At 34.4% G+C, this 22,271-nt stretch carries 16 protein-coding genes, 1 pseudogene and 1 riboswitch; of the genes and pseudogenes, 7 read left to right on the top strand and 10 right to left on the bottom strand.

Translation table 11 applies throughout. From position 1 onward, the window contains the following. From EGI22_RS13360 to hslU, 4 genes are all read left to right on the top strand, one after another. On the top strand, positions 1–2,528 hold a 2,528-nt coding region (locus EGI22_RS13360), incomplete at its 5' end, for a hypothetical protein (RefSeq protein WP_255068962.1). Between the two features lie 29 nt (positions 2,529–2,557). Further along, positions 2,558–5,479 carry a DUF11 domain-containing protein gene (locus EGI22_RS13355; protein ID WP_255068961.1) on the top strand — a complete coding sequence of 974 codons (2,922 nt, stop codon included), beginning with the start codon at positions 2,558–2,560 and terminating at the stop codon, positions 5,477–5,479. Positions 5,480–5,614: 135 nt separating this feature from the next. Further along, positions 5,615–7,603 (top strand): T9SS type A sorting domain-containing protein, encoded by a 1,989-nt coding sequence (locus EGI22_RS13350; RefSeq protein ID WP_255068960.1) that lies wholly within the window; start codon positions 5,615–5,617, stop codon positions 7,601–7,603. Between the two features lie 192 nt (positions 7,604–7,795). Further along, positions 7,796–9,172 (top strand): ATP-dependent protease ATPase subunit HslU, encoded by a 1,377-nt coding sequence (hslU, locus tag EGI22_RS13345; protein ID WP_255068959.1) that lies wholly within the window; start codon positions 7,796–7,798, stop codon positions 9,170–9,172. 35 nt (positions 9,173–9,207) lie between these two features. Here the strand turns inward: hslU and EGI22_RS13340 are convergent, their stop codons facing one another. Both EGI22_RS13340 and gndA read right to left on the bottom strand, forming a co-directional pair. Next, a complete protein-coding gene (locus EGI22_RS13340; protein ID WP_255068958.1) occupies positions 9,208–9,738 on the bottom strand; it encodes a DUF255 domain-containing protein in 531 nt (176 codons plus the stop codon). 60 nt (positions 9,739–9,798) lie between these two features. After that, on the bottom strand, positions 9,799–11,679 hold the full coding sequence (gndA, locus tag EGI22_RS13335; RefSeq protein WP_255068957.1) for an NADP-dependent phosphogluconate dehydrogenase: 1,881 nt from the start codon (positions 11,677–11,679) through the stop codon (positions 9,799–9,801). A 148-nt stretch (positions 11,680–11,827) separates the two neighbouring features. On the opposite strand from gndA, the gene EGI22_RS13330 reads away from it, so the two are divergent. Together EGI22_RS13330 and EGI22_RS13325 are read left to right on the top strand one after the other, a co-directional pair. Continuing rightward, positions 11,828–13,021: a M20 family metallopeptidase gene (locus EGI22_RS13330; protein WP_255068956.1), complete on the top strand. Its 1,194-nt coding sequence runs from the start codon at positions 11,828–11,830 to the stop codon at positions 13,019–13,021. Between the two features lie 96 nt (positions 13,022–13,117). Then, the gene (locus tag EGI22_RS13325) at positions 13,118–13,420 is read left to right on the top strand and encodes a hypothetical protein (RefSeq protein WP_255068955.1); all 303 of its coding nucleotides are present in this window, start codon (positions 13,118–13,120) and stop codon (positions 13,418–13,420) included. On the opposite strand, the gene nth is transcribed toward EGI22_RS13325, so the two are convergent. The 8 genes and pseudogenes from nth to EGI22_RS13285 all read right to left on the bottom strand — a co-directional run bounded on the left by nth (position 13,417) and on the right by EGI22_RS13285 (position 21,674). Continuing rightward, a complete protein-coding gene (gene nth / locus EGI22_RS13320; RefSeq protein WP_255068954.1) occupies positions 13,417–14,103 on the bottom strand; it encodes an endonuclease III in 687 nt (228 codons plus the stop codon). The genes EGI22_RS13325 and nth overlap by 4 nt on opposite strands. Then, positions 14,103–14,699 (bottom strand): annotated as a pseudogene (locus EGI22_RS13315) (DUF4349 domain-containing protein); the annotation flags it as partial. The pseudogene EGI22_RS13315 and the gene nth, both read right to left, overlap by 1 nt. A gap of 12 nt (positions 14,700–14,711) precedes the next feature. Further along, positions 14,712–14,942, bottom strand: coding sequence for a hypothetical protein (locus EGI22_RS13310; RefSeq protein WP_255068953.1), 231 nt, complete (start codon positions 14,940–14,942; stop codon positions 14,712–14,714). Between the two features lie 112 nt (positions 14,943–15,054). Further along, on the bottom strand, positions 15,055–16,158 hold the full coding sequence (locus EGI22_RS13305) for a VWA domain-containing protein (RefSeq protein WP_255068952.1): 1,104 nt from the start codon (positions 16,156–16,158) through the stop codon (positions 15,055–15,057). 78 nt (positions 16,159–16,236) lie between these two features. After that, the gene (gene nspC, locus EGI22_RS13300) at positions 16,237–17,373 is read right to left on the bottom strand and encodes a carboxynorspermidine decarboxylase (protein ID WP_255068951.1); all 1,137 of its coding nucleotides are present in this window, start codon (positions 17,371–17,373) and stop codon (positions 16,237–16,239) included. Positions 17,374–17,465: 92 nt separating this feature from the next. Beyond that, positions 17,466–19,427 (bottom strand): TonB-dependent siderophore receptor, encoded by a 1,962-nt coding sequence (locus tag EGI22_RS13295; protein ID WP_255068950.1) that lies wholly within the window; start codon positions 19,425–19,427, stop codon positions 17,466–17,468. Positions 19,428–19,492: 65 nt separating this feature from the next. Continuing rightward, positions 19,493–19,698: riboswitch (cobalamin riboswitch) on the bottom strand. Positions 19,699–19,832: 134 nt separating this feature from the next. Beyond that, positions 19,833–21,098: a hypothetical protein gene (locus EGI22_RS13290; protein WP_255068949.1), complete on the bottom strand. Its 1,266-nt coding sequence runs from the start codon at positions 21,096–21,098 to the stop codon at positions 19,833–19,835. A 6-nt stretch (positions 21,099–21,104) separates the two neighbouring features. Further along, on the bottom strand, positions 21,105–21,674 hold the full coding sequence (locus EGI22_RS13285) for an RNA polymerase sigma factor (RefSeq protein WP_255068948.1): 570 nt from the start codon (positions 21,672–21,674) through the stop codon (positions 21,105–21,107). Positions 21,675–21,839: 165 nt separating this feature from the next. Here EGI22_RS13285 and EGI22_RS13280 point away from each other — a divergent pair, with 165 nt between their 5' ends. Further along, positions 21,840–22,262, top strand: a complete 423-nt coding sequence (locus tag EGI22_RS13280) for a Rieske 2Fe-2S domain-containing protein (RefSeq protein WP_255068947.1) — start codon at positions 21,840–21,842, stop codon at positions 22,260–22,262. Positions 22,263–22,271: the final 9 nt, after the last annotated feature.

Below are 22,271 nucleotides of genomic sequence, written 5' to 3'. Positions count from 1 at the left end.
GATATAGCTGTCCAGGAAATACAGAGACCTTTACAATCATTGTAAATCCTGTAATCACGATGGATCCAGTAGCAGACCAAGAGGTTTGTGATACGGAAGTTGTTTCAGCAATCAACTTTACAGGAACATTATCAACTGGATATACTTGGACCAACAGCAATACAGCGATTGGTTTGGCAGCAAGTGGAACAGGAAACATTGCAAGCTTTACAGCAACCAATTCTGGAACAATGCCAATAACAGCGACAATAACAGTTACGCCATTAATTAATAGCTGTCCAGGAAATACAGAGACATTTACAATCATTGTAAATCCTGTAATCACGATGGATCCAGTAGAAAGTGATACAGTTTGTAACAATGGAACGATTCCTGATAAAATTTTTACTGGAACACTATCTAGTGGATATACTTGGACTAACTCAAATACTTCAATTGGCTTAGCTGCATCAGGAACTGGAAATATTTCTTCATTTACCGCTATCAACAACGGAATTGCCCCTGTTACTGCAACTATTACTGTAACTCCATTAATAAATAGTTGCCCTGGAAATACAGAGACGTTCACAATTGTTGTTTTGCCAAATTTAGGTGCGGATATTGATTTGGCGGATATCACGATTTGTCAATCAGGATCATTGACATTAAATGCACAAGTAACTAATCAAAATGGATTTGTAAGATATCAATGGCAATCTTCACCAGATGGATTGTCATGGTCGCCAATTTCAGGTGCAACTGGTCAAACTTTGAACGTTAACTCTTCAATAGTAGATACTACTTTTTACAAAGTTAGTGTTCAGGCTGTAGGTATTGGTTGTAATTATAAAGACTCTGATAGTTCGAGAGTTGTAATTTTACCTAATTTAAGTGTAAATGTCAACGTTCCAAGCACCACTGTTTGCGAAGATGCCGAACTAATTTTAAGAGCAAATACTACAAATGGAACTGGCACAATTACTTATCAATGGAGAACTTCTACTGATAATTCTACTTGGACAACTATATCAGGTGCAACAGCTGACACTTTGATAGTTGGAACTTCGAGTACATTTATTGGAACTAATTATTATGAAATTGTAGCAACCGCAAGTGGTATTGGATGTGGAGCATCTAATCCTTCAGTTGCAACTATAACAGTTGTGCCAAATTTAAGCGTATCATTAGATACTTTAAACTTCCAAGTTTGTGAAGGTGGAAATGTAACAATTTCAGCATCAACCAACAATGGAACTGGAAGCATTTCTTACCAATGGCAATCTTCTTCTGATAGTTTAATTTGGAATAACATTTCTGGAGCAAATTCGACTTCTTATTCAGTTTCAACTTCATCTGCAGATACTTCATATTATAGAATAATAGCCTCTGCAAATGGTATCGGTTGTGGAGCGGATACTTCTGCGGTAAGCAAAGTTGTCATTGTTCCAAATTTAACAATAAATGTGAATTTGACAAGTGCTGAAATTTGTGAAGGAACATCAATGGTATTAAATGCTAACCCAAGCAATGGTACAGGAAATATTTCTTTCCAATGGAGAAAATTCAACGGTGCTATTTTTACAAAAATCACTGGAGAAACTGCAGATAGTTTAATTGTACCAACAAATGTGCCTGGCATTAGCATATACCAAGTAGTTGGAGTGGCGAGTGGCAATGGCTGCGGAACAGCAACCTCATCATCTGCTACTATTCAAGTAAATCCAAATCCTGTTATCTCAATAAACGGAGGACAGTTTTGTACCAATACAGATATCTCTCTTATATCAAGTGGCGGTTCGGGTTATGTATGGAATGGTCCAAATGGTTTCACATCAACTGACCAAAATCCAACTATAAATAATGCTGACAGCTTACTACACAATGGAACATATTATTTAGAAGTAACCAATACATATAATTGTACAAATTATGATTCAACCCAAATCAATGTGCTTCCATTGCCAGAGGCACCCACCTTGACTGGAGACAGTAATTGCGGTCCAGCAAGTTTAAATCTAAGCGGATCGAATTGCAACGGAACAATAAACTGGTATGACGAACAATTTTCTGGAAATTTATTATTAAGTGGCACCAATTTTGCTACCAATATATTGAGTGAAAATGCAAATTTCTTCGCTTCGTGCATTTCGATTGATAATTGTACTAGTCCACAAAGATCTGTGGTTTTAGCCAATATTAAATCATTTCCAGAAACGGATGTACTTGCTATAAACCCTACTTGTATAGGAAAAGCTGTACTAAACAACGGAAGTCTAATATTGTCAGGATTTAAAAATGGAGAAACGTATTCATTTAATCCAGGACCAAATTATAACGCTTCGCTAGCTAATTCGCCAGCATTGATTCCTTCAAATGGAAAAATTGCTCAAACATTGGCTGGTCCAGCAAAAGGAAGCCCACAAGAATATACAATTAGGATCATTAGTGCGGAAGGATGTCCTATAGACCAAAATGTTTCGATTGAGAATGTATGTCAAGATTGCGATATTAAAGTTTGTCCTCCCGGAACAGTAGAAAAAACAAAATAGAAACATAAACAATTTAATATTTTTTTAACATGGAAAACAATTATTTAAAAACCAGAGTAGCATCTGTTTTTGAAAGGGATAGGAAGATTTGGATGAAAATCCTTGTCTTAGGATTTCTTATGTTGTTTGCTCATTTGTCAACCTACGCACAAGCATGTAACCCTGCTTTGGCCATGACTATAACGACATTTGATGCAAGTGCAGAAACAGTAAGCGATGCAAAAGTCAGAATATCTGGTATTCAAAACGGCAATTATAAAGTAGGAATTTCTCCAGGAACTTCTTATAGTGGTAGCTTTGCTTCAGCATATCTATTCTCATCTCTTACAAACGGATATATAGATTCCACTTTGACTGCCCCATTGGCGGCACCAGGAGATCAATATACAGTTAGAGTTTATGATGCAACAGGTAGCTGTTACACAGATTCCACATTTTATTTACCTTATGTAAATTATAACTATGCTCCAACTTATGTCGATTTAGAGGCTACTATTACAAGATCACCTGCTGGCGATGTTCCTTTAGGAGCATCTGTAACACTTACTGTTGCAGTTAAAAATGCTGGATCTTTAGATGCAACTGGTGTAGTTTATCAAATAGGAAGTGCTTTAGATTTAACATTAACTGCAGATAATACTGCCGCTGGTACATTTAATAACACAACTGGTGTTTGGACCATAGGAGATATACCTGCTGGAACAACGGTAAGTTTAACATTAACATATACTGTGGATGCAAGAGGAATTAAGGAAATTACAGCTGAAGCGACAGCATTAGATCAAATTGACTTAGACTCAACGCCTGTTCCTAATGCTGAAGTTGAAGATGACGAGGCCCAGATATGTATTACTACGCACAGAGATTATTGTAATGGAGACGAATATACTTTCGCATTAGTTTCAGGTGATTACACAGGTGTAGTATGGCAAAGGAGTACTGATAATGGAGCGAATTGGACTACAATTTCAGGTGCAAATGCTGATTATGAAATTGCAGCTACTGGTGCTTTAATTATTAAAAGTATTGGAGATTATAAATATTATAGAGATTCATCTTCTACATCATGCGGATATGAAGGATGTTGTCCAATAAAAGTTATACCTGGTTTACCTCCGATTTTGACTAAACCTGCTGACGAAGTAATTTGTTTTGGTATGCCTTCACCATTAATTGAGTCAGCAAATACTCAAACAGGGTACACTGCCACAGATCATATTACCTATGATATTTCAACACCAATAACTGGCTTTCTAGCTGACCAAGGTGTTTTCAAGTACCAGTGGTATAACAACAACGGTCCAAGTAACAATGATACTACTCCCTTGGCGACTGACACCACTCTTACTTTGGTTACTTTACCTACTACGGCGGGTATTTATAACTATAGATTGATTTCGGTTCAAGATGGACACGAATCATGTACAGATACAACTGAGGTTCAGTTTATTATTAATGAATTGCCTATTCCAGTTGCTTCTAGCAACTCTCCAATATGTCAAGAAGATACAATAGAACTTGCAGCATATAATGCAGCAGTTAACAATTCAATAAATCCTTTTCCTGCTGCAAGTTGGGAATGGTGGGGACCAAACAGTTGGACAAGTACTGATTCAGTTGATGTGATATTAAATGCTCAAGAGGTTAACGAAGGTGATTATTTTGTAAGAGCTTTTTACACTACAAACGGTTTAGAATGTGCTGATACAGTTTCAATACCTGTTGTAATTAATCCTCTTCCAGCTATTCCAAACGCAATAGATACAACCTATTGTCAAGAAATTGAAGGAAAAAGATTATCTGCTTTATTAATTCCTTCTCTTACTGCACCAGATCACAATGGAGATAGCTTAAGATGGTATGAAGGACCTACACTGTATCAATTTACAGATGAGCCAGATACAACCACTTTGATTGGTTATAACGTTGGACCTTATGCAAATACATCAGTAGCTGCAGGTCAATACACATGGTATGTAACGCAAGTGGATAACAACGGATGTCAATCTCATCCAGATACGCTTATTGTCACTATCGACGCCAAACCTTTACCACCTGTGGTTCAAGACTTAGCTTATTGTGAAAACTATCCGTCGGTTCCTTTAACAGCAACGGCTTCACCTGGAACATATAATTTAATATGGTATGGTTTGGATAAAACAGTAATTCCAGGTGATACAAATGCTACATATACTGCACCGCCAACAGATGTTATTGGAACGTTTAACTATTGGGTTTCGCAATATAACTCAACTTCGGGATGCCAATCTGATACGGCCAATTTCAATGTTTACATAAAAGATACGCCTGACGCACCAGCTGTGGTTGAACCTACATATTGTTTGAACGAACCTTCAGTTGCCCTTATAGCAACTCCAGTTATTACCAACACGGTTTCAAACGCTTTGAATACATTGACATGGTATTGGGATGGAGATACCACAGCTACTGCACCAACACCTCCAACAAATTTTGCTGGTGCTACCTGGGCATATGTTACACAAACTACTTTATATGAGCTAATAGGTGTTGATACCATTTCTTGCGAATCACCACAAGCACCTCTTAAAATCACTGTCAATCCACTTCCAGTGGCTAGTGTAATTCCAGTTAGTGCTTTATGTATAGGTACCATATCTCAAAATGATGGTCAACTTATTTTAACAAGATATCGTGATTCAGATCAAGTTGATTGGAGTACAGGTTCAATATTTTCATCTACAACTCCAGAGAATCCTACACCTGGTTTTGAAAATGTTCCAACCTCAGGAATTATTGCTTCAAACTTACCTAATCCAACAGGAGCCCAACAGGATTATACTGTTAGAATTAAAAACTTCCATCCGGGTGGATTTGAATGTTTCATTGACGTAACAGTTCCATTGGTAGCTAAAGATTGTACTTGTCCAGGTGGATATTGTGAGCCTGCAACGGTTACAAAAACTAAATAAAACTTGAATTGAAATCTCAGTAAAATGAGATTTCAATTTTCTAAGAAAATATCTTACAGTAAATACCTGAAATCAACCTTCGGGTATTTACTTTTTAAAACAAATCCTGATATTTACATAAATTCAATTCCGAAAATGGAAAAATTCTACAAGAATTTCCGTTATCCTTTAAAATTTACATTCCTAATAGTATTTGGAGTTATATCCTTGTTTTGTTTAAAAAGTCAAGCAAAAAACATTGATTCTACAAGTACTACATGTAGGTTTCCAACATATACCACAAGAAATACCGATGTCTCATCACCAACAACCAATGACGGAAGGTTATTAATAACCAATATCAACTACGCCACACATTACGAAATTATAGAAGGGACAAATACACCTTTTGATTTTGCACAATCAATAGCTCTAGCTCCATTTCAAAAAGAAATTGAAATCAAGAATATTTCAAATCCTACAGGTAAAAAAACATACAGAGTAAGATTGTATAATGAAAATGAAGAATGTCATACAGACGCAACCATCATTTTCGAACACATGAATTTCGCCTTAGATAGAGACTATACTACTTTAGAAATGATTCAGGCGGTGGATAATTCAAAACCCCAGCTGGATGAACTTGTAACTTTTACTACTATAATCCAAAATAAAGGCACCAAGACTTCTGAAAGTATTGAGGTTAGATTAATCCAAAGTTTAAATCTAGAAACGGTAAACTTTTATACAGAAAAAGGCCAATATACTTCTGTTGGAAACATTTGGAAAGTCGGGACACTTGAAGGAGGGAAATCAGTAAAATTGGTATTAAGATTAAAAGTAAAATCAACAGGACTAAACTACCTATCTTCTTATATTGCACAAGAAGGTGACAGAATATACGACTATTCTGATGCACAAGCCTCAGGTATAACAGGTGGAAAAAGAAGTGGCACGAGTTGCGTTACAGTACCAATCGCCATAAATTCTTCAGAAGTTTATTCGATTGTATTGAAAGAATATAAAGGGATTAAATGGTATTATAAAGATGCATCAGGTAATTTTTCAGAAATTAATGACCGTACCAACCCTGCTTTGGCTGTCATAAATCCTGATAGCTCGCTTACTGTAAAACAAGGAGGTGAGTTTTCGTTTTCTAAAAAAGTAGGAGATTGTAATATAAGCTCTTGTTGCCCAATAATTGTGGAATCATGCTCTGGGCCTCCAATTGTGGTAGATTCCGTATATTGTAATACAACTGTTGATAGTTATAATATTCTTGTTCATCTCGAAAATGATAAATACAGCCTAATCGAGAAAGTATTTTATGCCATGTCAAATTTGAATTTCCCAGTTTTGACCAATTATTTAAGCAGGATAAACACATTGCCGCTTACTTCTAGTTCTGGATTTGTAACTTCTTTAGGCAATAGTTCTTATAGAATTGAAAATGTCCCTGCATTTATGCCAAATGTTACATTAGTATCGAGTGATTTGACAGGAAAGTGCCGAAACGTTAGAATAGTTAATGCACCAAACTGTACAACAAAACCACTAGGAATGCCCGTTTTAGATCAAACCACTCAATTCGTAAACGAAAACCAATTTCCGCCAGCATTTTTGGTAGTTACAAAAGAGGCTGGAGCAGAAGTAGTTTGGTTTGCTGATGAGCTTGCAACCAAAGAGATACGCACAGGTAAAAAATTCAGGGCCAAAGTGCCTGGGACATATTATGTGGCATTTAGAGATAAAAAAACAAATACAGTTGGACCAACCGTCAAAGCTTATTTAAAAGAATTAGCTGTTGAAAAACCTGGTAAGTTTGCTGGTGAAGATGTATGTGGATGCGATAATCCGTTGATGGTTCCACAAGGAGATTTAGGAGATTTGAGTATAGCTAACGCTTATCCTAATCCCGTAAGTGATCTTCTTACAGTAGAATATAGGGTGCCAAATACTGCTATCAAAGCAGCTTTGAATTTTTCAAATATCAATGGAAAACAAATGAAATATTTAGAATTATCTAAAACTTCTAATTTTGTTAAAATTGAAACAAACAGATGGGTTGACGGCACATATTTCTATAGTTTGATTGTTGATGGAATCAGAACCACTAGTCAAAAAATTGTGGTAAGTCATCAATAAGATCTAAATTATTCCCATAAGAAAAAACTTACTTTACCATTGGATTCAGAGGTTTTTATAAACATATCTCAATATGTAAAGTTTAAAAAGATATTTGCTTCCATTCATTTGAAGTAGATATCTTTTTTTTCTTTATAACCCATAGAAAACCCCGAATATTTGCGTTTTTTTGTATTTAATTAAAATTTTTGAATGAACAGAACCATAGATAATCTTACACCAGGGCAAATAGTAGCGGAACTTGACAAATACATAATAGGCCAAAAAGATGCTAAAAAAAATGTTGCCATAGCTCTTAGAAATAGGTGGAGAAGGATGAACGCCACTCCTGAAATGCAAGATGAGATTATTCCCAACAATATTTTGATGATTGGCTCAACTGGAGTTGGCAAAACTGAAATAGCAAGACGATTGGCCAAAATAGCTGATGCCCCGTTTGTAAAGGTTGAAGCTTCGAAGTTTACGGAAGTCGGTTATGTAGGTCGTGACGTGGAAAGTATGGTGAGGGACTTGGTAGAGCAAAGTATCAATATCGTTAAAACCAATAAAAAAGAAGAAGTCAAAATAAAAGCTGCTGAAGCGGTTGAAGGTAAAATACTGAATATTTTGATTCCTCCCGTAAAGAAAACCAACGCTAAAAAAGAGGAAAATACAGAGGACTCGCAAGAGGATTTTGAGTTGAATCAGGAAACAAGAGAGGCTTTTAGAAACAAATTAAAAAATGGAGATCTTGATAGCAGAAAAATAGAAATCGATGTTGCAGGCTCTAATATGGCACCAATTGGCGTGATGGGTGGTCCTATTGATGATGTTTCGATGATGAATATTCAAGAAATGATTGGTGGATTCATGCCCAAGAGCCAGAAAAAAAGGAAAGTGACAATAGCCGAAGCCAGAAAGATTTTGATGGAAGAAGAATCCGCTAAATTGATAGATATGGACGAAGTGAAAGACGAAGCCATCTGGAAAGCGGAGAACTTAGGGATGATTTTTATTGATGAAATAGACAAAATAGCTTCTTCGGGTGGAAAGTCTGGTCCAGACGTGAGTAGGGAAGGAGTTCAAAGAGATTTGCTTCCAATTGTCGAAGGTTCCACCGTTAATACCAAACATGGGGCAATCAAAACTGACCATATTTTATTTATTGCCGCAGGAGCATTTCATGTATCAAAACCTTCAGATTTAATACCTGAATTACAAGGAAGATTCCCAATCAGAGTTGAGTTGGAAGCATTAACAGAGGATAATTTTTATCATATCCTAAAAACCCCAAAAAATGCACTCACGAAACAATATGAAGCTATGCTGGAATCCGAAGGCGTTCATTTGACTTTCAGTGATGATTCTCTAAGGGAGTTGGCATCTTTAGCGTTTCAAGCAAATTCTGAGGTAGAAAATATAGGTGCAAGAAGATTACAAACTGTAATGTCACACTTGTTGAATGACATTCTTTTTGATGTTCCAGAGAAAATTACGGCAGGAACAAATTTGGAGATTTCGAAAGAAATGGTCTCTGATAAGTTAGCGAGTTTAATCAAAAACAAAGATTTAAGTCAATATATTTTATAAAAAACGCTAAAATATTGAGCATAAAAAAAGGGATTTTAAATCCCTTTTTTTGTAAATAATTTGCCATAGGTACTCTGTTTATACAGGTCAAATTGTTCTTTTTTGTGGTAATTTCCTCCAAAATAAGTGATCAATTCGTGAAATTCTTTAGGTTTCATATAGCCAGGAACAGGTTGTATCATACTAAAAGCCTCATCCAAATATACTATGCTTGGATAACTCATTTTACCTTGTAAAAGTGCTATTGCAGCTTCATTTGCTCTGTTGGCCTCATCAAACTTATAAACTTTACCTCCGATATTAATATCTTTTCTACTTTCTGCATCTAGTTTTACAGCATAATAATTTTGATTTACATAGTTGATGACGTCTTTGTCGGTAAACGTCTCTCTATCCATTACTTTACACCAGCCACACCAGCCAGTGTATACATCAATTAGAACTTTTTTAGGTGTAATTTTCTGTTTTGCATAAGCTTCCTCTATGCTCATCCAATTTATTTTGGTTTGTGCTTGAGCTAAACTGCTGATAAATAGGAGAGCAAAAAATAATATTTTTAACTTCATGAAAATGTTTTTTTTAAGATAAACGCAAAATCTGTTCCAAAAATTTCACAGAAATACTTATTACCAATTGGTATGAAAGAATTTACCTCTTTCAGCATCCGTTCTTTGGTAGGTATGAGCACCGAAAAAGTCTCTTTGGGCCTGAATAATATTGGCCGTTTTTATTTCTCCATTCAATGAATTTACAAAATCATTGGCAGCCAACATAGTTGGTATTGGAAGCTCAGCCATAAGACTACTTACGCAAAAAGTTTTTAAAGCACTTCTGAATTTATTTACATTTTCAAAAATACTTAAATCATCAAAAATATCTGAATTATGCTTAAAAACAGCACTTATTTCTTCCATAAGTGTACTTCTTATTATACATCCATTTGTCCAAATTCTTGATATTTCAGATAAATTAAGATTCCAACGGTATTCTTCCGAAGCTATTTTAATTAAAGTAAATCCTTGTTGATGATTAATTATCCTAGCCAAAGAATAAGCATTTTTTACAGTTTCAATTTCCAGTTTTATGAAACTTTGCTCCGTAATTAGAGATAAGTTTCCGTATTTTTCTCTTACAGATGAAACATATCTTGCAAACAATGCTGAAGTAATCATAGTTGCTGGCATGCCCATTTCGGTAGCAGTTACTGTGGTCCAATTTCCCGTTCCTTTATTGCCAGCTTGATCCAAAATCATGTCTAGTAAGCAATTGTCTCCTTCTTTTTTTGTGAGTATTTCAGAAGATATTTCTAAAAGATAACTTTTAAGTTCGCCTTGATTCCACTCTTTAAAAACTTCTGAGATTTCATCAGGACTCATTTGATTGCTATATCTTAGCAATGCATAAACTTCAGCTATCAATTGCATTTCAGCATATTCTATACCGTTATGGACCATTTTTATGAAATGCCCTGAACCTTCCGGCCCAATATAGGTACAACAATCTAGACCTTTTTTATCCTTAGCGGCTATTTTTTTAAGAAACGGTTCTATTGTTTTATAGGCATCAAAATTACCAGAAGGCATAATGGATGGGCCTTTTAAGGCTCCCTCTTCTCCGCCAGAAACCCCTGTGCCTACAAAATAGATTCCTTCCTTTTCTAAATATTCAATCCTTCTTTTGGTATCTTTAAAATGTGAATTTCCCCCATCTATTAGCACATCTTCGGCATTTAGAAACGGTTTGATTTTTTCAATAAATTCGTCTGTTTCTTTACCCGCTTTTATCATCAAGAAGATTTTTCTTGGTGTTTGCATAGATTCAACAAAGTCTTCCAAATCTTCAAATCCTTGAGCATCAGACAATTCTTCAAAGCTATTGATGAATTTATTGGCTATTCCTTCCTCACTTCCTTTTACATATCTATTAAATAATGAAAGCTTTGTACCATTGTTTGCGAGATTTCGGGCCAAACTTTTGCCCATTACGCCCAATCCAACAAGGCCGAATTCCGAAAGAGCCATTTTCTTTATAGTATCTTCTAACATTTGTTCTGGTGTTTTGGTCAAATCTATTTCTATCGCATTTTTTGGTTCTTCTAAAATCGAAAATTGAGAATCTAGCAAATTGCTTGGCATAAAATGATCCTTTCTGGCATCCATTCTCCTTTGTATCACTTCCTGAGAGCCTTTTGGATAAACAAAAAGAATCTCTTTTTCTAAAGTATTAGAAAGCCTTTTTCTGTAGGATTCTTTTAAAGCGGAGCAGGCAAATACACCAGATTTATTATTTTGAATCAATTCAACCCCTTTTTCATTGATTCTATCAAGCCATCCTATTCTGTCATCGTCAGTTAGTGGTATACCATTTGACATTTTAGCTATATTTTCTTTTGGATGAAAATCATCACCGTCGAAAAAATCGGTATTCAATTTTTCTGCTAGCATCGAGCCTAAAGTAGTTTTTCCACTACCTGAAACTCCCATTACTATTATTATTTTTGATTTCAAAAAACTTTTATTTTTCTCCAAAATTATAGTCTTTTTATTTATTTCTGGCCATTTCAGTACTTAAAGTGACAAAATTCTTGAATTTAATTGAACATAAGTGAAATCTTTGAAGCTATACCTTTAATTTTGATCATAAAACAAGTATTCTATGTCATTAATCGAAAAAATAAAGAATTTATCCAAAGAAAATTTTGAAGAAACCATCAGAATTAGAAGGCATATTCATCAAAATCCTGAGCTTTCTTTTTGTGAGTTTGAAACTGCTAAATTTATTGCGTCTGAATTAAAGGGCATTGGTTTGAATCCCGAAGAAGGAGTAGCAGGTACAGGATTGGTGGCGATAATAGAAGGAAAAAATCCAAACAAAAAAGTGATAGCTTTAAGAGCTGATATAGATGCTTTACCAATTTTAGAAGATAACAATAAAGAATATAAATCTAAAAATGAAGGCGTTATGCATGCTTGTGGGCATGATGTTCACACCTCCTCACTTTTAGGTGCCGCAAGAATATTATTTGCATTGAGAGAAGAATTTGAAGGAAGTATAAAATTAATATTTCAACCTGCAGAAGAAAAGGCTCCTGGTGGGGCATCTTTGATGATTAAAGAAGGCGTATTAGAAAATCCAAAAGTTAATAATATTATAGGACAGCACGTAGCTCCCAATATTCCTGTTGGTAAAATAGGCTTTAGAGAAGGAATGTATATGGCTAGCACAGATGAAATATATATGCGAATAATTGGCAAAGGTGGGCATGGTGCAGCTCCTCACCAAGCTATTGACCCCATTTTGGTTGCCTCTCATATCATTGTAGCATTACAACAAATTATTTCTAGAAATCGTAATCCTTCTTTTCCTTCGGTGTTGACTTTTGGCAAATTTATAGCTGAAGGTGCTACCAATATTATTCCTAATGAAGTTTATATTGAAGGTACTTTTAGATGTATGGACGAAACCTGGAGAGCTGAAGGTAAGGAAAAAATGAAGAAAATGGCTGAGGGTATGGCGGAAGCAATGGGAGCAAAGTGTGAGTTTTGGATAGAGAAAGGCTATCCTTTTCTTCAAAACAACCCTGAATTAACCCAAAGGATGCGTACAGCAACTTCAGAGTATATTGGTCAAGAAAATATTGTTGATCTGGACTTATGGATGGGAGGTGAGGACTTCGCTTTTTATAGCCAGAAAGTAGATGCCTGTTTTTATAGATTAGGAACAAGAAATGAGGATAAAGGAATAATTTCGGGAGTTCACACACCAACATTCGATATTGACGAGGATGCTTTAGCGTTAGGTCCTGGATTGATGGCTTGGCTTGCTATCAAAGAATTAAGTCAAGACTAACCGATTATATAAACTTTTAAGCCAATTATCGATTGTAGCCGTACAGAAAAATTTGTGGCACTATTTTTTCTATATATTGGCAAAAACTTTCTATAATTGGCAACTTTAATTTTAATAACGGTACAGGTTCTTGGGGCAATTTCGCTCTACTATTGGTTTTTTGCCAATAGTCAGTTTTTCTATTTAATAAATAAGCATCGCAAAGCTAACCCTTTTTTGCTTTTTACTTTTCCTTTAGGCTTTATTACTTTTCCTGGTTTATTGGCTTTGTCTTATAAACTAGCTTGGGATTATTTTGATGAAAGTGCATTTTTTGAAGCATTCGGACTTTCAATTTTTCCAGCTATAATCTTCATAATTGGCGTTTATATATTCAAAAAAATACAACTATTAGATTAATTAATAGATGGTAGTTTTCCGTCTACCTTGCTTATTCCTTCTTTTAATATTTTAGGATAAGATTTGCATATTTCAGTTAGTCCACATTCCCCACACTTAGGGCTTCTTGCTAAACAGGTATATCTACCATGTAGTATCAACCAATGATGAGCCCGAGGAATTACTGTTTCATCAAAGTGTTTAACTAATTCTTTTTCCACTAACAATGGTGTTTTGGCCTTTAGTGGAACTAAACCTAAGCGATGTGAAACTCTGAAAACATGTGTATCAACAGCCATAGTTGGTTGATTATGAATGACTGAGGCTATTACATTTGCAGTTTTTCTTCCAACTCCAGGCATTTTGGTTAATTCGTCTATTGTATCGGGAACTTGATTTTCAAATTCTTCAGTCAAGATTTTGGCCATTCCTACCAAGTGTTTGGCTTTATTGTTTGGATAAGAAATGCTTTTGATATAATCGAAAACTTCTTCAGAATCAGAACGAGATAAGCTGGCAGCGTTTGGAAAACGCTTGAAGAGTCCAGGGGTTACTATATTTACGCGTTTATCTGTGCATTGTGCCGAAAGTATGACAGCTACCAAAAGCTCGTATGGATTTTTATATTGAAGCTCAGTCTCAGGGTTGGGCATGTTTTCTTCAAAATATGCGATGAGCTTTTGGTAGCGTTCTTTTTGTATCATTAATTTTTTGAATTTCTTTTTTTGCGATAGTTTTTAATTCCTAAGTACAATATTACTAATATAATGAAAAATGGCCAAAAACTAAATAAGCTATTCAATACATCAATCAGCATTTTCCAGCCTTTTTTTAAAGAATCAAAAAAAGTGATATTAGATAAATTAGATTCCGCGATTTTTTTGTAAAAACTGATTTCTAAAGTACTGTATTTGATTCGATTTTGTAGATAGTTTATATGCCCTTCCGAATTTTCTATTTCAGTCCTTATCTCTCCCAGTTTATCCTCAATCGATAGTATTTCTTCTACTTTATTTGCCCTTTTTAATAATTCTCTATATCTATTTTCAACCTCTTTTTTGTTTTTTGCTCGTAATTCATTGTCTCTGTAATCTTCGGTTACATCTCTGACGGAAATATTCCTTTCATCAATGCTTTTGGCAGTTTCTGAAATCGTATTCATGATATCGTCAAAATGCTCTGCCGGTATTCTTAAACTTATATTTATTTCGTTTCTATCATAAAGTTTATTCTGGCTTTCATTTGCAACATATCCTTTTAAAACTTTTGTTTTTTCAAAAATGTATTTCTTTGTTTCGTTTAGATTATCTGTTTAGAACTTAATATTTCCTTCTTTTATTAGTTTCTGGTTTTTATCAAAAGGCTCACTGGTAGATACTCGCTCTTCATTTTTTAACATAGAAATCTCATTTTCAACAGGAGGTGGCGGAATAAATGCTAGATTGGCTTGCAGTTCAAATTCCTCTTTGTTTTCATGATTTTTTCTTGAATTGCAGGAAATAGACAAAATGATCAATAATAATAACATTAATAGATTTTTCATAATTAGTAATATTTTGATGTTTGTAAAATATATTATTATGAAATTATAACTAAATATTTAGTTATACAAAAATAATTCAAGTAATTTTTTGAATAGGATAGAAAAAATTAAATTATTTGACTTTGCGTCTACGGTTTCTTTCGAAGTCTTCTAATACAAAACCTCCAAGGCCATCTAGGTTGGAATAATAAGCCCTGCCTTTGTTTATTTCTGTAAATTCATGGACAAATTGCTTCAAGTAAGCGTCTTGGGCAATCATAAATGTAGTAATGGGAATATTTAGTCTACGTGCTTGTGCAGCAATATTGAAGGTTTTATTTACAATTTTACGGTCTAAACCAAAGCTATTTTTATAATAACGGATTCCTTCTTTCAAGCAAGTTGGCTTTCCATCAGTTATCATAAAAATTTGTTTGTTTTTGGTTTTTCTTCTTCGAAGCAAGTCCATCGCTAGTTCCAAGCCTGCTACTGTATTGGTATGATAAGGTCCCACTTCCAGATACGGAATGTCTTTAAGGGAAATTTGCCAAGCATCATTTCCAAATACAATAATGTCTAGCGTGTCTTTTGGGTATCGGGTTCTGATGATTTCTGCCATGGCCAATGCCACTTTTTTAGCAGGTGTTATTCTATCTTCTCCATACAGTATCATCGAATGGCTGATGTCAATCATCAAAACGGTAGAAGTTTGAATGTTTGATTCTCTCTCTGTAACTTCTAAATCTTTTTCAAAAATTATCAAATCATCATTCAAGCCGTTGTTTATCTGTGCATTACGAATAGACTCTGTCATGGCTATTTGGTCTAAACCATCGCCAAATTGGTATGATCGGATGTCGCTACTATTTTCGTCTGAACTACCCGTATAAGTAGATTTGTGATTTCCGGTAGACTTAGCTCTTTTTAACTTACCAAATATCTCCTCTAAGCTTCTCTTTCTAATGCTTTGTTCTGCTTTTGGTGTCATTACAATTTCACCATCTGCATTTTCTTCAGACAAATAACCCTTTTTCTTTAAATCGTCTATGAAATCTGCAATACCATATTTATCATCAGTTAGCTTATACTGCCTATCCAAATCGCTCATATATGCCAAGGCTTCGGTTACATTTCCCGAAAAAATCAATAATAGTTGCTGGAAAATATCCAATAATTTATCGAAGCCAGTTTTGTTTTCAACTTCTGGTTTGTACTCTGAAAAATTAAATCCTAGCATTGTTTTTAGTCTTATGTATTAATCAACATTCTTAAAAGTTGTTTTGTTACAAACTAGCTGCATTTTAGAATCTCAGCTTTAAATTTTCTCTTTAAATACTTCATAACCAAAACTCTTCACCAACTCAAAAGTATCATCTTCATGCCAAATTCCCATTGAAGGAAGGCCAACTCCATTGAAAGTGGTAGTTTTTACCATAGTATAGTGTATCATGTCATCAAAAATAAGGGTATCGCCAATATTTAAGGGTTTTTCGAAGGAATAATCCGCCATATAATCACCCGCTAAACAAGTCATACCGCCTAGTCTGTAGGTTGGTTTACCAGGAATTGCATCCGTAGCACCCCAAACTTTTGGTTTGTAGGGCATTTCCAAAGTATCGGGCATGTGAGCTGCGAAAGAGATATCCAAAATGGCCACATCAACACCTTGGGCATCAACAATATCCAATACTTTACTTCTCAAATAACCAGTTTGCCAAGCGATAGCAGAGCCTGGCTCAAGAATTATTTCAATATTATAGGTTGATTTTAAGCGTTTTATGATTGAAACTAAATGAGCATGATCATATCCTTCACGTGTCATTAGATGTCCACCTCCTAGATTTAACCATTTGACTTGGTGCAATAAATCACCGAACTTTTCTTCAATATGCACCAATGTGCGTTCCAAAACGTAAGAGTCGTTTTCACACATGGTATGTGAATGTAAGCCTTCTATTCCTTCTGGTAATTTATCACCAATCAATTCTCTGGTTATGCCTAAGCGTGAGCCAATTACGCAAGGGTTATACATGTCTGTACTAACTTCAGCGTACTGTGGGTTTATTCTTAATCCCATTGAAACTTTCTTTTCTGAAGCTTCAACTTCCTCTTTATATAATTTGTATTGGTTTAATGAATTAAAAGTAATGTGACTGCTATATCCCAAAATCTCTTGAAATTCCTCAGGTTTATACGCAGGACAATAAGTATGTGCTAAGCAACCCATTTCCTCCACTATTAATCTGGCTTCATTTAATGAACTTGCTGTTGCTCCTGAAAGGTACTTTTTTACCATTGGAAACATACGGTACATCGAAAAACCTTTCAATGCCAATATGATTTCGGCACCAGAATCAATCTGGACTTTGTTTAGCAATTCCAAATTTTTTCTTAGTAATTTTTCATCTAAAACGAAGCATGGGGAAGGGATTATTGAAAAGTCTATTGGCATTTCTATCAGTATTTTTATGCGAAATTACTTAAAACTAAGATATACCGCCAAAGAAAATTTTCCTTCGGCGGTATTTTTTAAAAATAGAACAATTATTTTAGAAAATTCAATCCACCTATAAAAGTGAATGGTCTCGAGGAATATCCGTAAACTTCTGTAAATGAAGTATTTGTTAAATTTTGAATTTGTATAAAAGCACCCCATTTATTATTGATTTGATAAGACCAATTGGTATGTATTTGAGCAAAATCATTTAAAATGACAGCAGCATTTGAGAATGTATCGCCGTCATAATACAAATCATTGCGTTTGCTTTGATATTGAAAAGTAGCCGATCCCTTTAGTTTTTTCGAAAAATTATACCCAAGATTTAAATTAAAATTGTGGTTGGGCCTCCTTAAAAATGTATTAATTGATTTTTCGTATAGTATTAAATCATCTGAAATTTTACCTGAAAGAAAGGTATAATTGGCATTTATGCTTAGATTTTTAATGCCATATTTTCCATCAATTTCTATTCCATCATTTTTTTGTGAAGTCAAATTAATGTATTGACCATAAGGAGGTTCATTTAATGAACTGAAGAATATCAGGTCTGAATAAGCTCGGTTGAAATATACGATTCTAAAATTATTGGATGGATTTTCTCCAAAATATTGCCATCCCAAATCCACGGTTTTCGCAAATTCAGGCTGAAGGTCTAGGTTGCCATAAGGTGAATACAATTGGTACAATGCCGGATTTTTAAAACTCGTTGACATAGTCGTAAAAATCTTCAATCTTTCATTGATTACATAAAATGGATTCAAGGAATAAGTTGCATTTCCTCCATAAGTTGAATGATTGTTTAATCTTCCTCCAAGCTCCATTCCCAAGCCATTTTCGAAATTGAAGTTTAGTGAAGTATATACACTTTGATTGTTGATTTTTGCATTCTCGGGCTTGATTGGTGTATCTTCATAAGGCCCAAATGCACTTACTGAGAAATATTCATAGCTCATATTTTGAGCACGATAATCCATCCCTATTAACAATTCAGCGACTTTGCTAAGTCTTAAATTTGCAAACACTTCACCAAAAGATGCTTTTGAAAGATAATCGGTATTTGAAAAACTTGTGAAAGCATTAAATGGCACATTCGTAGAATCATTTTTAAAATTCCTAAAAGTTTGATTGAAAAGATAATTAAAGGTAATTTTTCCAGGTTTAATCTTTAAAGTCAGTCCAAGTCCTGCTTGATTGTTTTTACTCAAATAAGTATAATCTTTATCATCTATAAATGCACCCTCGTCTAAGTCGGTTTTGTAAACATTGTACCTGTAAAAACCTCTTAAGTTGAGGTCTTTACTTATTTCTTGAGAAATATTAAAAGAAGTGTTTGAAGATTTATAACCATCATTTTCAAGGACTTTTGATGCATTTTTGTCAATAGCAGATGAAAAACCATCCGTCGTAATAAGCGTTTGATTTAACGAATAGGATGTTTTATTGAAAGTTCCAGATATACCCACAGTTGCTTGGGCAGTTTTCATATTTCCAGTATAAATATTGGCAGTATAATTAAGTTTTTCCTTACTTTTTTGTTTTGTAATTATATTAATCACACCTCCAATGGCATCAGAGCCATATAAACTTGACTGCCCATTTTTCATTATTTCCACGCGTTCTATTTGCTGAATTGGGATTTGGTTAATATCGAAGCTACTTCCTATTCCAGAAGGCTCATTTACTGGTACACCGTCAATCAATATTAAAGTATGACCAAAATTTGCTCCTCTCAGAGAAACATTCTGAACACTGCCCATCGTTTGTGATTGACCTGTTACCAATACGCCAACTTGCTGACTCAAAATCTGCCCAAGGTTCATTCCGAGGTTAGCTTTTAGTAAAGAATCGCTTAAGACAGAAATTACTTTTCCTGTTTGATTTTGCTTTTGGGGAGACTTATTGGCAGTTACGACCAATTCCTCAAGCGATTTCTCATCTTGGGAATACACAGAAAACGAATGCAGGTAAAAACCTACAAAAAAGATTTTTTTAAATGTTTTGAACATTTTGTTTTTGTAAAGAAAATAAAAAATAGGCGACCGCTCGTTGGTACTCATCCTCCGTGAGTTCTCAAAAAGAATAATTTAAAGGCAGGTCTCCTGGCTTGGTTTTTCATTTTTGCCTTCCCAGTAAACAGCTGTAAACCAGTGGCGTTTAGGGTAAAATGAAACAAATAAACCGCACAGTTGCGGGGACAGCTCACGACTCTAACGTGATTCCCTATTATGTCTTTCGATAAACAATTTTATCGTGGACACCATTAAACTGCTGCAAAGGTAAGTCTGAAATTGGCAAATTGGTTACCAAATTCAGAAAATACGAAAATGAAGTATTGTGATTCGGGTATTGAGCAATTTACAAATGAAAAAAAACTTCATTCAAAAATTAAATTTTGAACGAAGACAATGGAATTATTTATTCAATTTCAATAATATACTTCCATTCAATTTGAAAATTCCTCCTGTTTTTTGATTGTCTATTTCTCTGAAATTAAAAGTATATGAAGGGAATATCTGAAAAATATATCTGTCACGTCTATATTGAAGTCCTGAACCAAAAACCATATTATGAAAATTGCTGTTTTTCATATTGTTAGATATTTTGGAAGTAAATTCCTCTCCAGCTTTATACAATTCAATTTCTAAAGTTTGATAGGTTCGCAAGTCCATATGTGTACCGTAACTAAATTTCAAATCTAAATTCTGATTTAAAGGATAGTAATAGTTTAGATTTATTGGCATTTCGACTATGGAGGTCCTAATTTTTATATCTTCTATGGCTTCATATTCAGGTAGTTGGCTTGCGTATATTGTGTTGAAATCTTTACCTGTTGCGATGTTGAATTCTCTTGTGCTTCCATATTCTTTTTCTGGATAATTTGAAAAACTGGTTCCTAAATCCAAACTTAAAGAACGACCCATAAACCATTCCAGCACAGGTCCAACAGCAAATTGATTTCCAAAGTTATATCCAGTAGTAACTCCAATCCTCGTTTCTGTTTTGGGAATCGTAAACTTCTTTTTCTTTGGTTCAGCCTCAGGTTCTGTTTCTACTTTTCTAGTAGGCATCAGAAGTGAATCTTCCTTTATTGCTTTTTTTTCAGCAATGGCCGGTTGTTCCTCAATCTTTTGAATTATTTTCTGATTGGAAGATTCAACAGCTTCAACAAATCCTTGAATATTTTCTTGGTTATTTTTGTTTATATTTTCAATTTGAGGTTGTAGATATTTTGTTTCAACATTTTTTACATATTGCTCAAAGTCATTTTTTAATGATTCAATATATCGCTCCAAAGCTCTCTCTTTATTTGACTTTTCAGTTGGTGTTGAATAAGTTGAGTTGTCATTTTTAATGTATATCGTTTTTTCAATATATATAGTGTCTTTATGATAAACATTGTTTACCAATTGTGTTTCAGTGATTTGAGTAGTCTTGTTATTTAATTCGTCATTCAAGTTTGATACTTTCTCATTTATTAGTGTATTCTGGTAAAATGTATACCACAATACGCCAGTTGCCATAGTTGCATACAATGGCCATGCATATTTCCTCCAGAAAAGGACCCACCAGGGTTTTTCTGTTTGGCTTTCTATTTTAGACCAAAGGCTTCCAGTTACGGGTTTATCCAATTGTTCTAGTTTCGCCTTGATTTTCTTTTCAAATAAATCTTCTGCCATAGGGTGCTATTTATTAGCTTGATTATTCAAATACTCAGTTATCCATCCTTGTAAACGACTTTTGGCCTTCGAAAGGTTTCCACGAACTGCACTTTCTGTCACTCCAAGTTTTTCTGCTATTTCACTATATTCATATCCATCTATTACTGCCATCGAGAAAACCGTCCTATATACTGGTGAAAGTCTTCTCACAAAATCCAATATTTCGTCTATCGATAATATATCTATAACATGAGGGTCGAAATTTTTGTTTTCTACCATTTCAATATCCGAAAACTCAATCCTAGAATTATTCTTCCTAAAATAATCTATGGCCGAATTTACCATTACTCTGTGAAACCAACCTTTAAACTCATATTTGCTATCATATTTTTTTATGTTCTTGAAAACCTTCAAAAATCCATCCATAATCATTTCTTCTGCTTCTACGTCATTAGATGCATATTTAGAACAAATTCGCATGGCAATTTTCGAAAAATTTTCAAATAATATCTTTTGCGATGAAGGTGAGTCATTTCTACAACCTTCTATTACAGCAGATAGATCAAAAACTTTATTATTCTTTTTAAAAAACACAGATATCTTCAGGGATTAGGAATTAATTGGTCTTTCAGTGTACTCTACGGTAAAAATCGGTATTTGATTCCAATAAAACACTAAAAAAATATTTATTTTTTCAATGGAAACATAAGAAAATCTATTGCGTAGATACAATTGAAATTAAATCAATTTATAAAAAAAATGGAATTAAAAGAAAAAATTAGTCGCAATAATTTTTTGAGACAATTGGGATTTAGTGGTGCTGCTCTTATGGCAGTTTATGGATTGGACAGTTGTTTAAATGAAAGTGCTGTAACGCCTTCGGGTGCTGGTCTTAGCCTAGATCTTGCGAATGCATCTTATGCGAAACTTAAAAATTCAGGCTCTTATGTGGTCGTTAATAAAGTAGTTGTGGCAAACTATAATGGAAATTATATAGCAGCAACATTAAAATGTAGCCATGAAGGCCAAAATCAAATTCAGTTTAACAACAACGAATGGTATTGTACCGCTCATGGTGCTCGTTTTTCAACAACTGGAAAAGGACTTAACTCCAACGGCAGCAGAGGGTTGACAGTTTATACGACTTCTCTTGTAGGAGATATTTTAACTGTAAATGCTTAATATACATAA

The sequence above is a fragment of the Lacihabitans sp. LS3-19 genome, assembly GCF_024343575.1.
GTDB lineage: Bacteria > Bacteroidota > Bacteroidia > Cytophagales > Spirosomataceae > Leadbetterella.
This window is presented reverse-complemented; position numbering and strand designations above follow the sequence as displayed.

Excerpts from the sequence above, each read along its gene's own strand:
- EGI22_RS13355 (WP_255068961.1), top strand. The coding sequence starts at position 2,558 with ATGGAAAACAATTATTTAAAAACCAGAGTAGCATCTGTTTTTGAAAGG.
- EGI22_RS13350 (WP_255068960.1), top strand. The coding sequence starts at position 5,615 with ATGGAAAAATTCTACAAGAATTTCCGTTATCCTTTAAAATTTACATTC.
- hslU (WP_255068959.1), top strand. The coding sequence starts at position 7,796 with ATGAACAGAACCATAGATAATCTTACACCAGGGCAAATAGTAGCGGAA.
- EGI22_RS13340 (WP_255068958.1), bottom strand. The coding sequence starts at position 9,738 with ATGAAGTTAAAAATATTATTTTTTGCTCTCCTATTTATCAGCAGTTTA.
- EGI22_RS13330 (WP_255068956.1), top strand. The coding sequence starts at position 11,828 with ATGTCATTAATCGAAAAAATAAAGAATTTATCCAAAGAAAATTTTGAA.
- nth (WP_255068954.1), bottom strand. The coding sequence starts at position 14,103 with ATGATACAAAAAGAACGCTACCAAAAGCTCATCGCATATTTTGAAGAA.
- EGI22_RS13310 (WP_255068953.1), bottom strand. The coding sequence starts at position 14,942 with ATGAAAAATCTATTAATGTTATTATTATTGATCATTTTGTCTATTTCC.
- EGI22_RS13305 (WP_255068952.1), bottom strand. The coding sequence starts at position 16,158 with ATGCTAGGATTTAATTTTTCAGAGTACAAACCAGAAGTTGAAAACAAA.
- nspC (WP_255068951.1), bottom strand. The coding sequence starts at position 17,373 with ATGCCAATAGACTTTTCAATAATCCCTTCCCCATGCTTCGTTTTAGAT.
- EGI22_RS13295 (WP_255068950.1), bottom strand. The coding sequence starts at position 19,427 with ATGTTCAAAACATTTAAAAAAATCTTTTTTGTAGGTTTTTACCTGCAT.
- EGI22_RS13290 (WP_255068949.1), bottom strand. The coding sequence starts at position 21,098 with ATGGCAGAAGATTTATTTGAAAAGAAAATCAAGGCGAAACTAGAACAA.
- EGI22_RS13280 (WP_255068947.1), top strand. The coding sequence starts at position 21,840 with ATGGAATTAAAAGAAAAAATTAGTCGCAATAATTTTTTGAGACAATTG.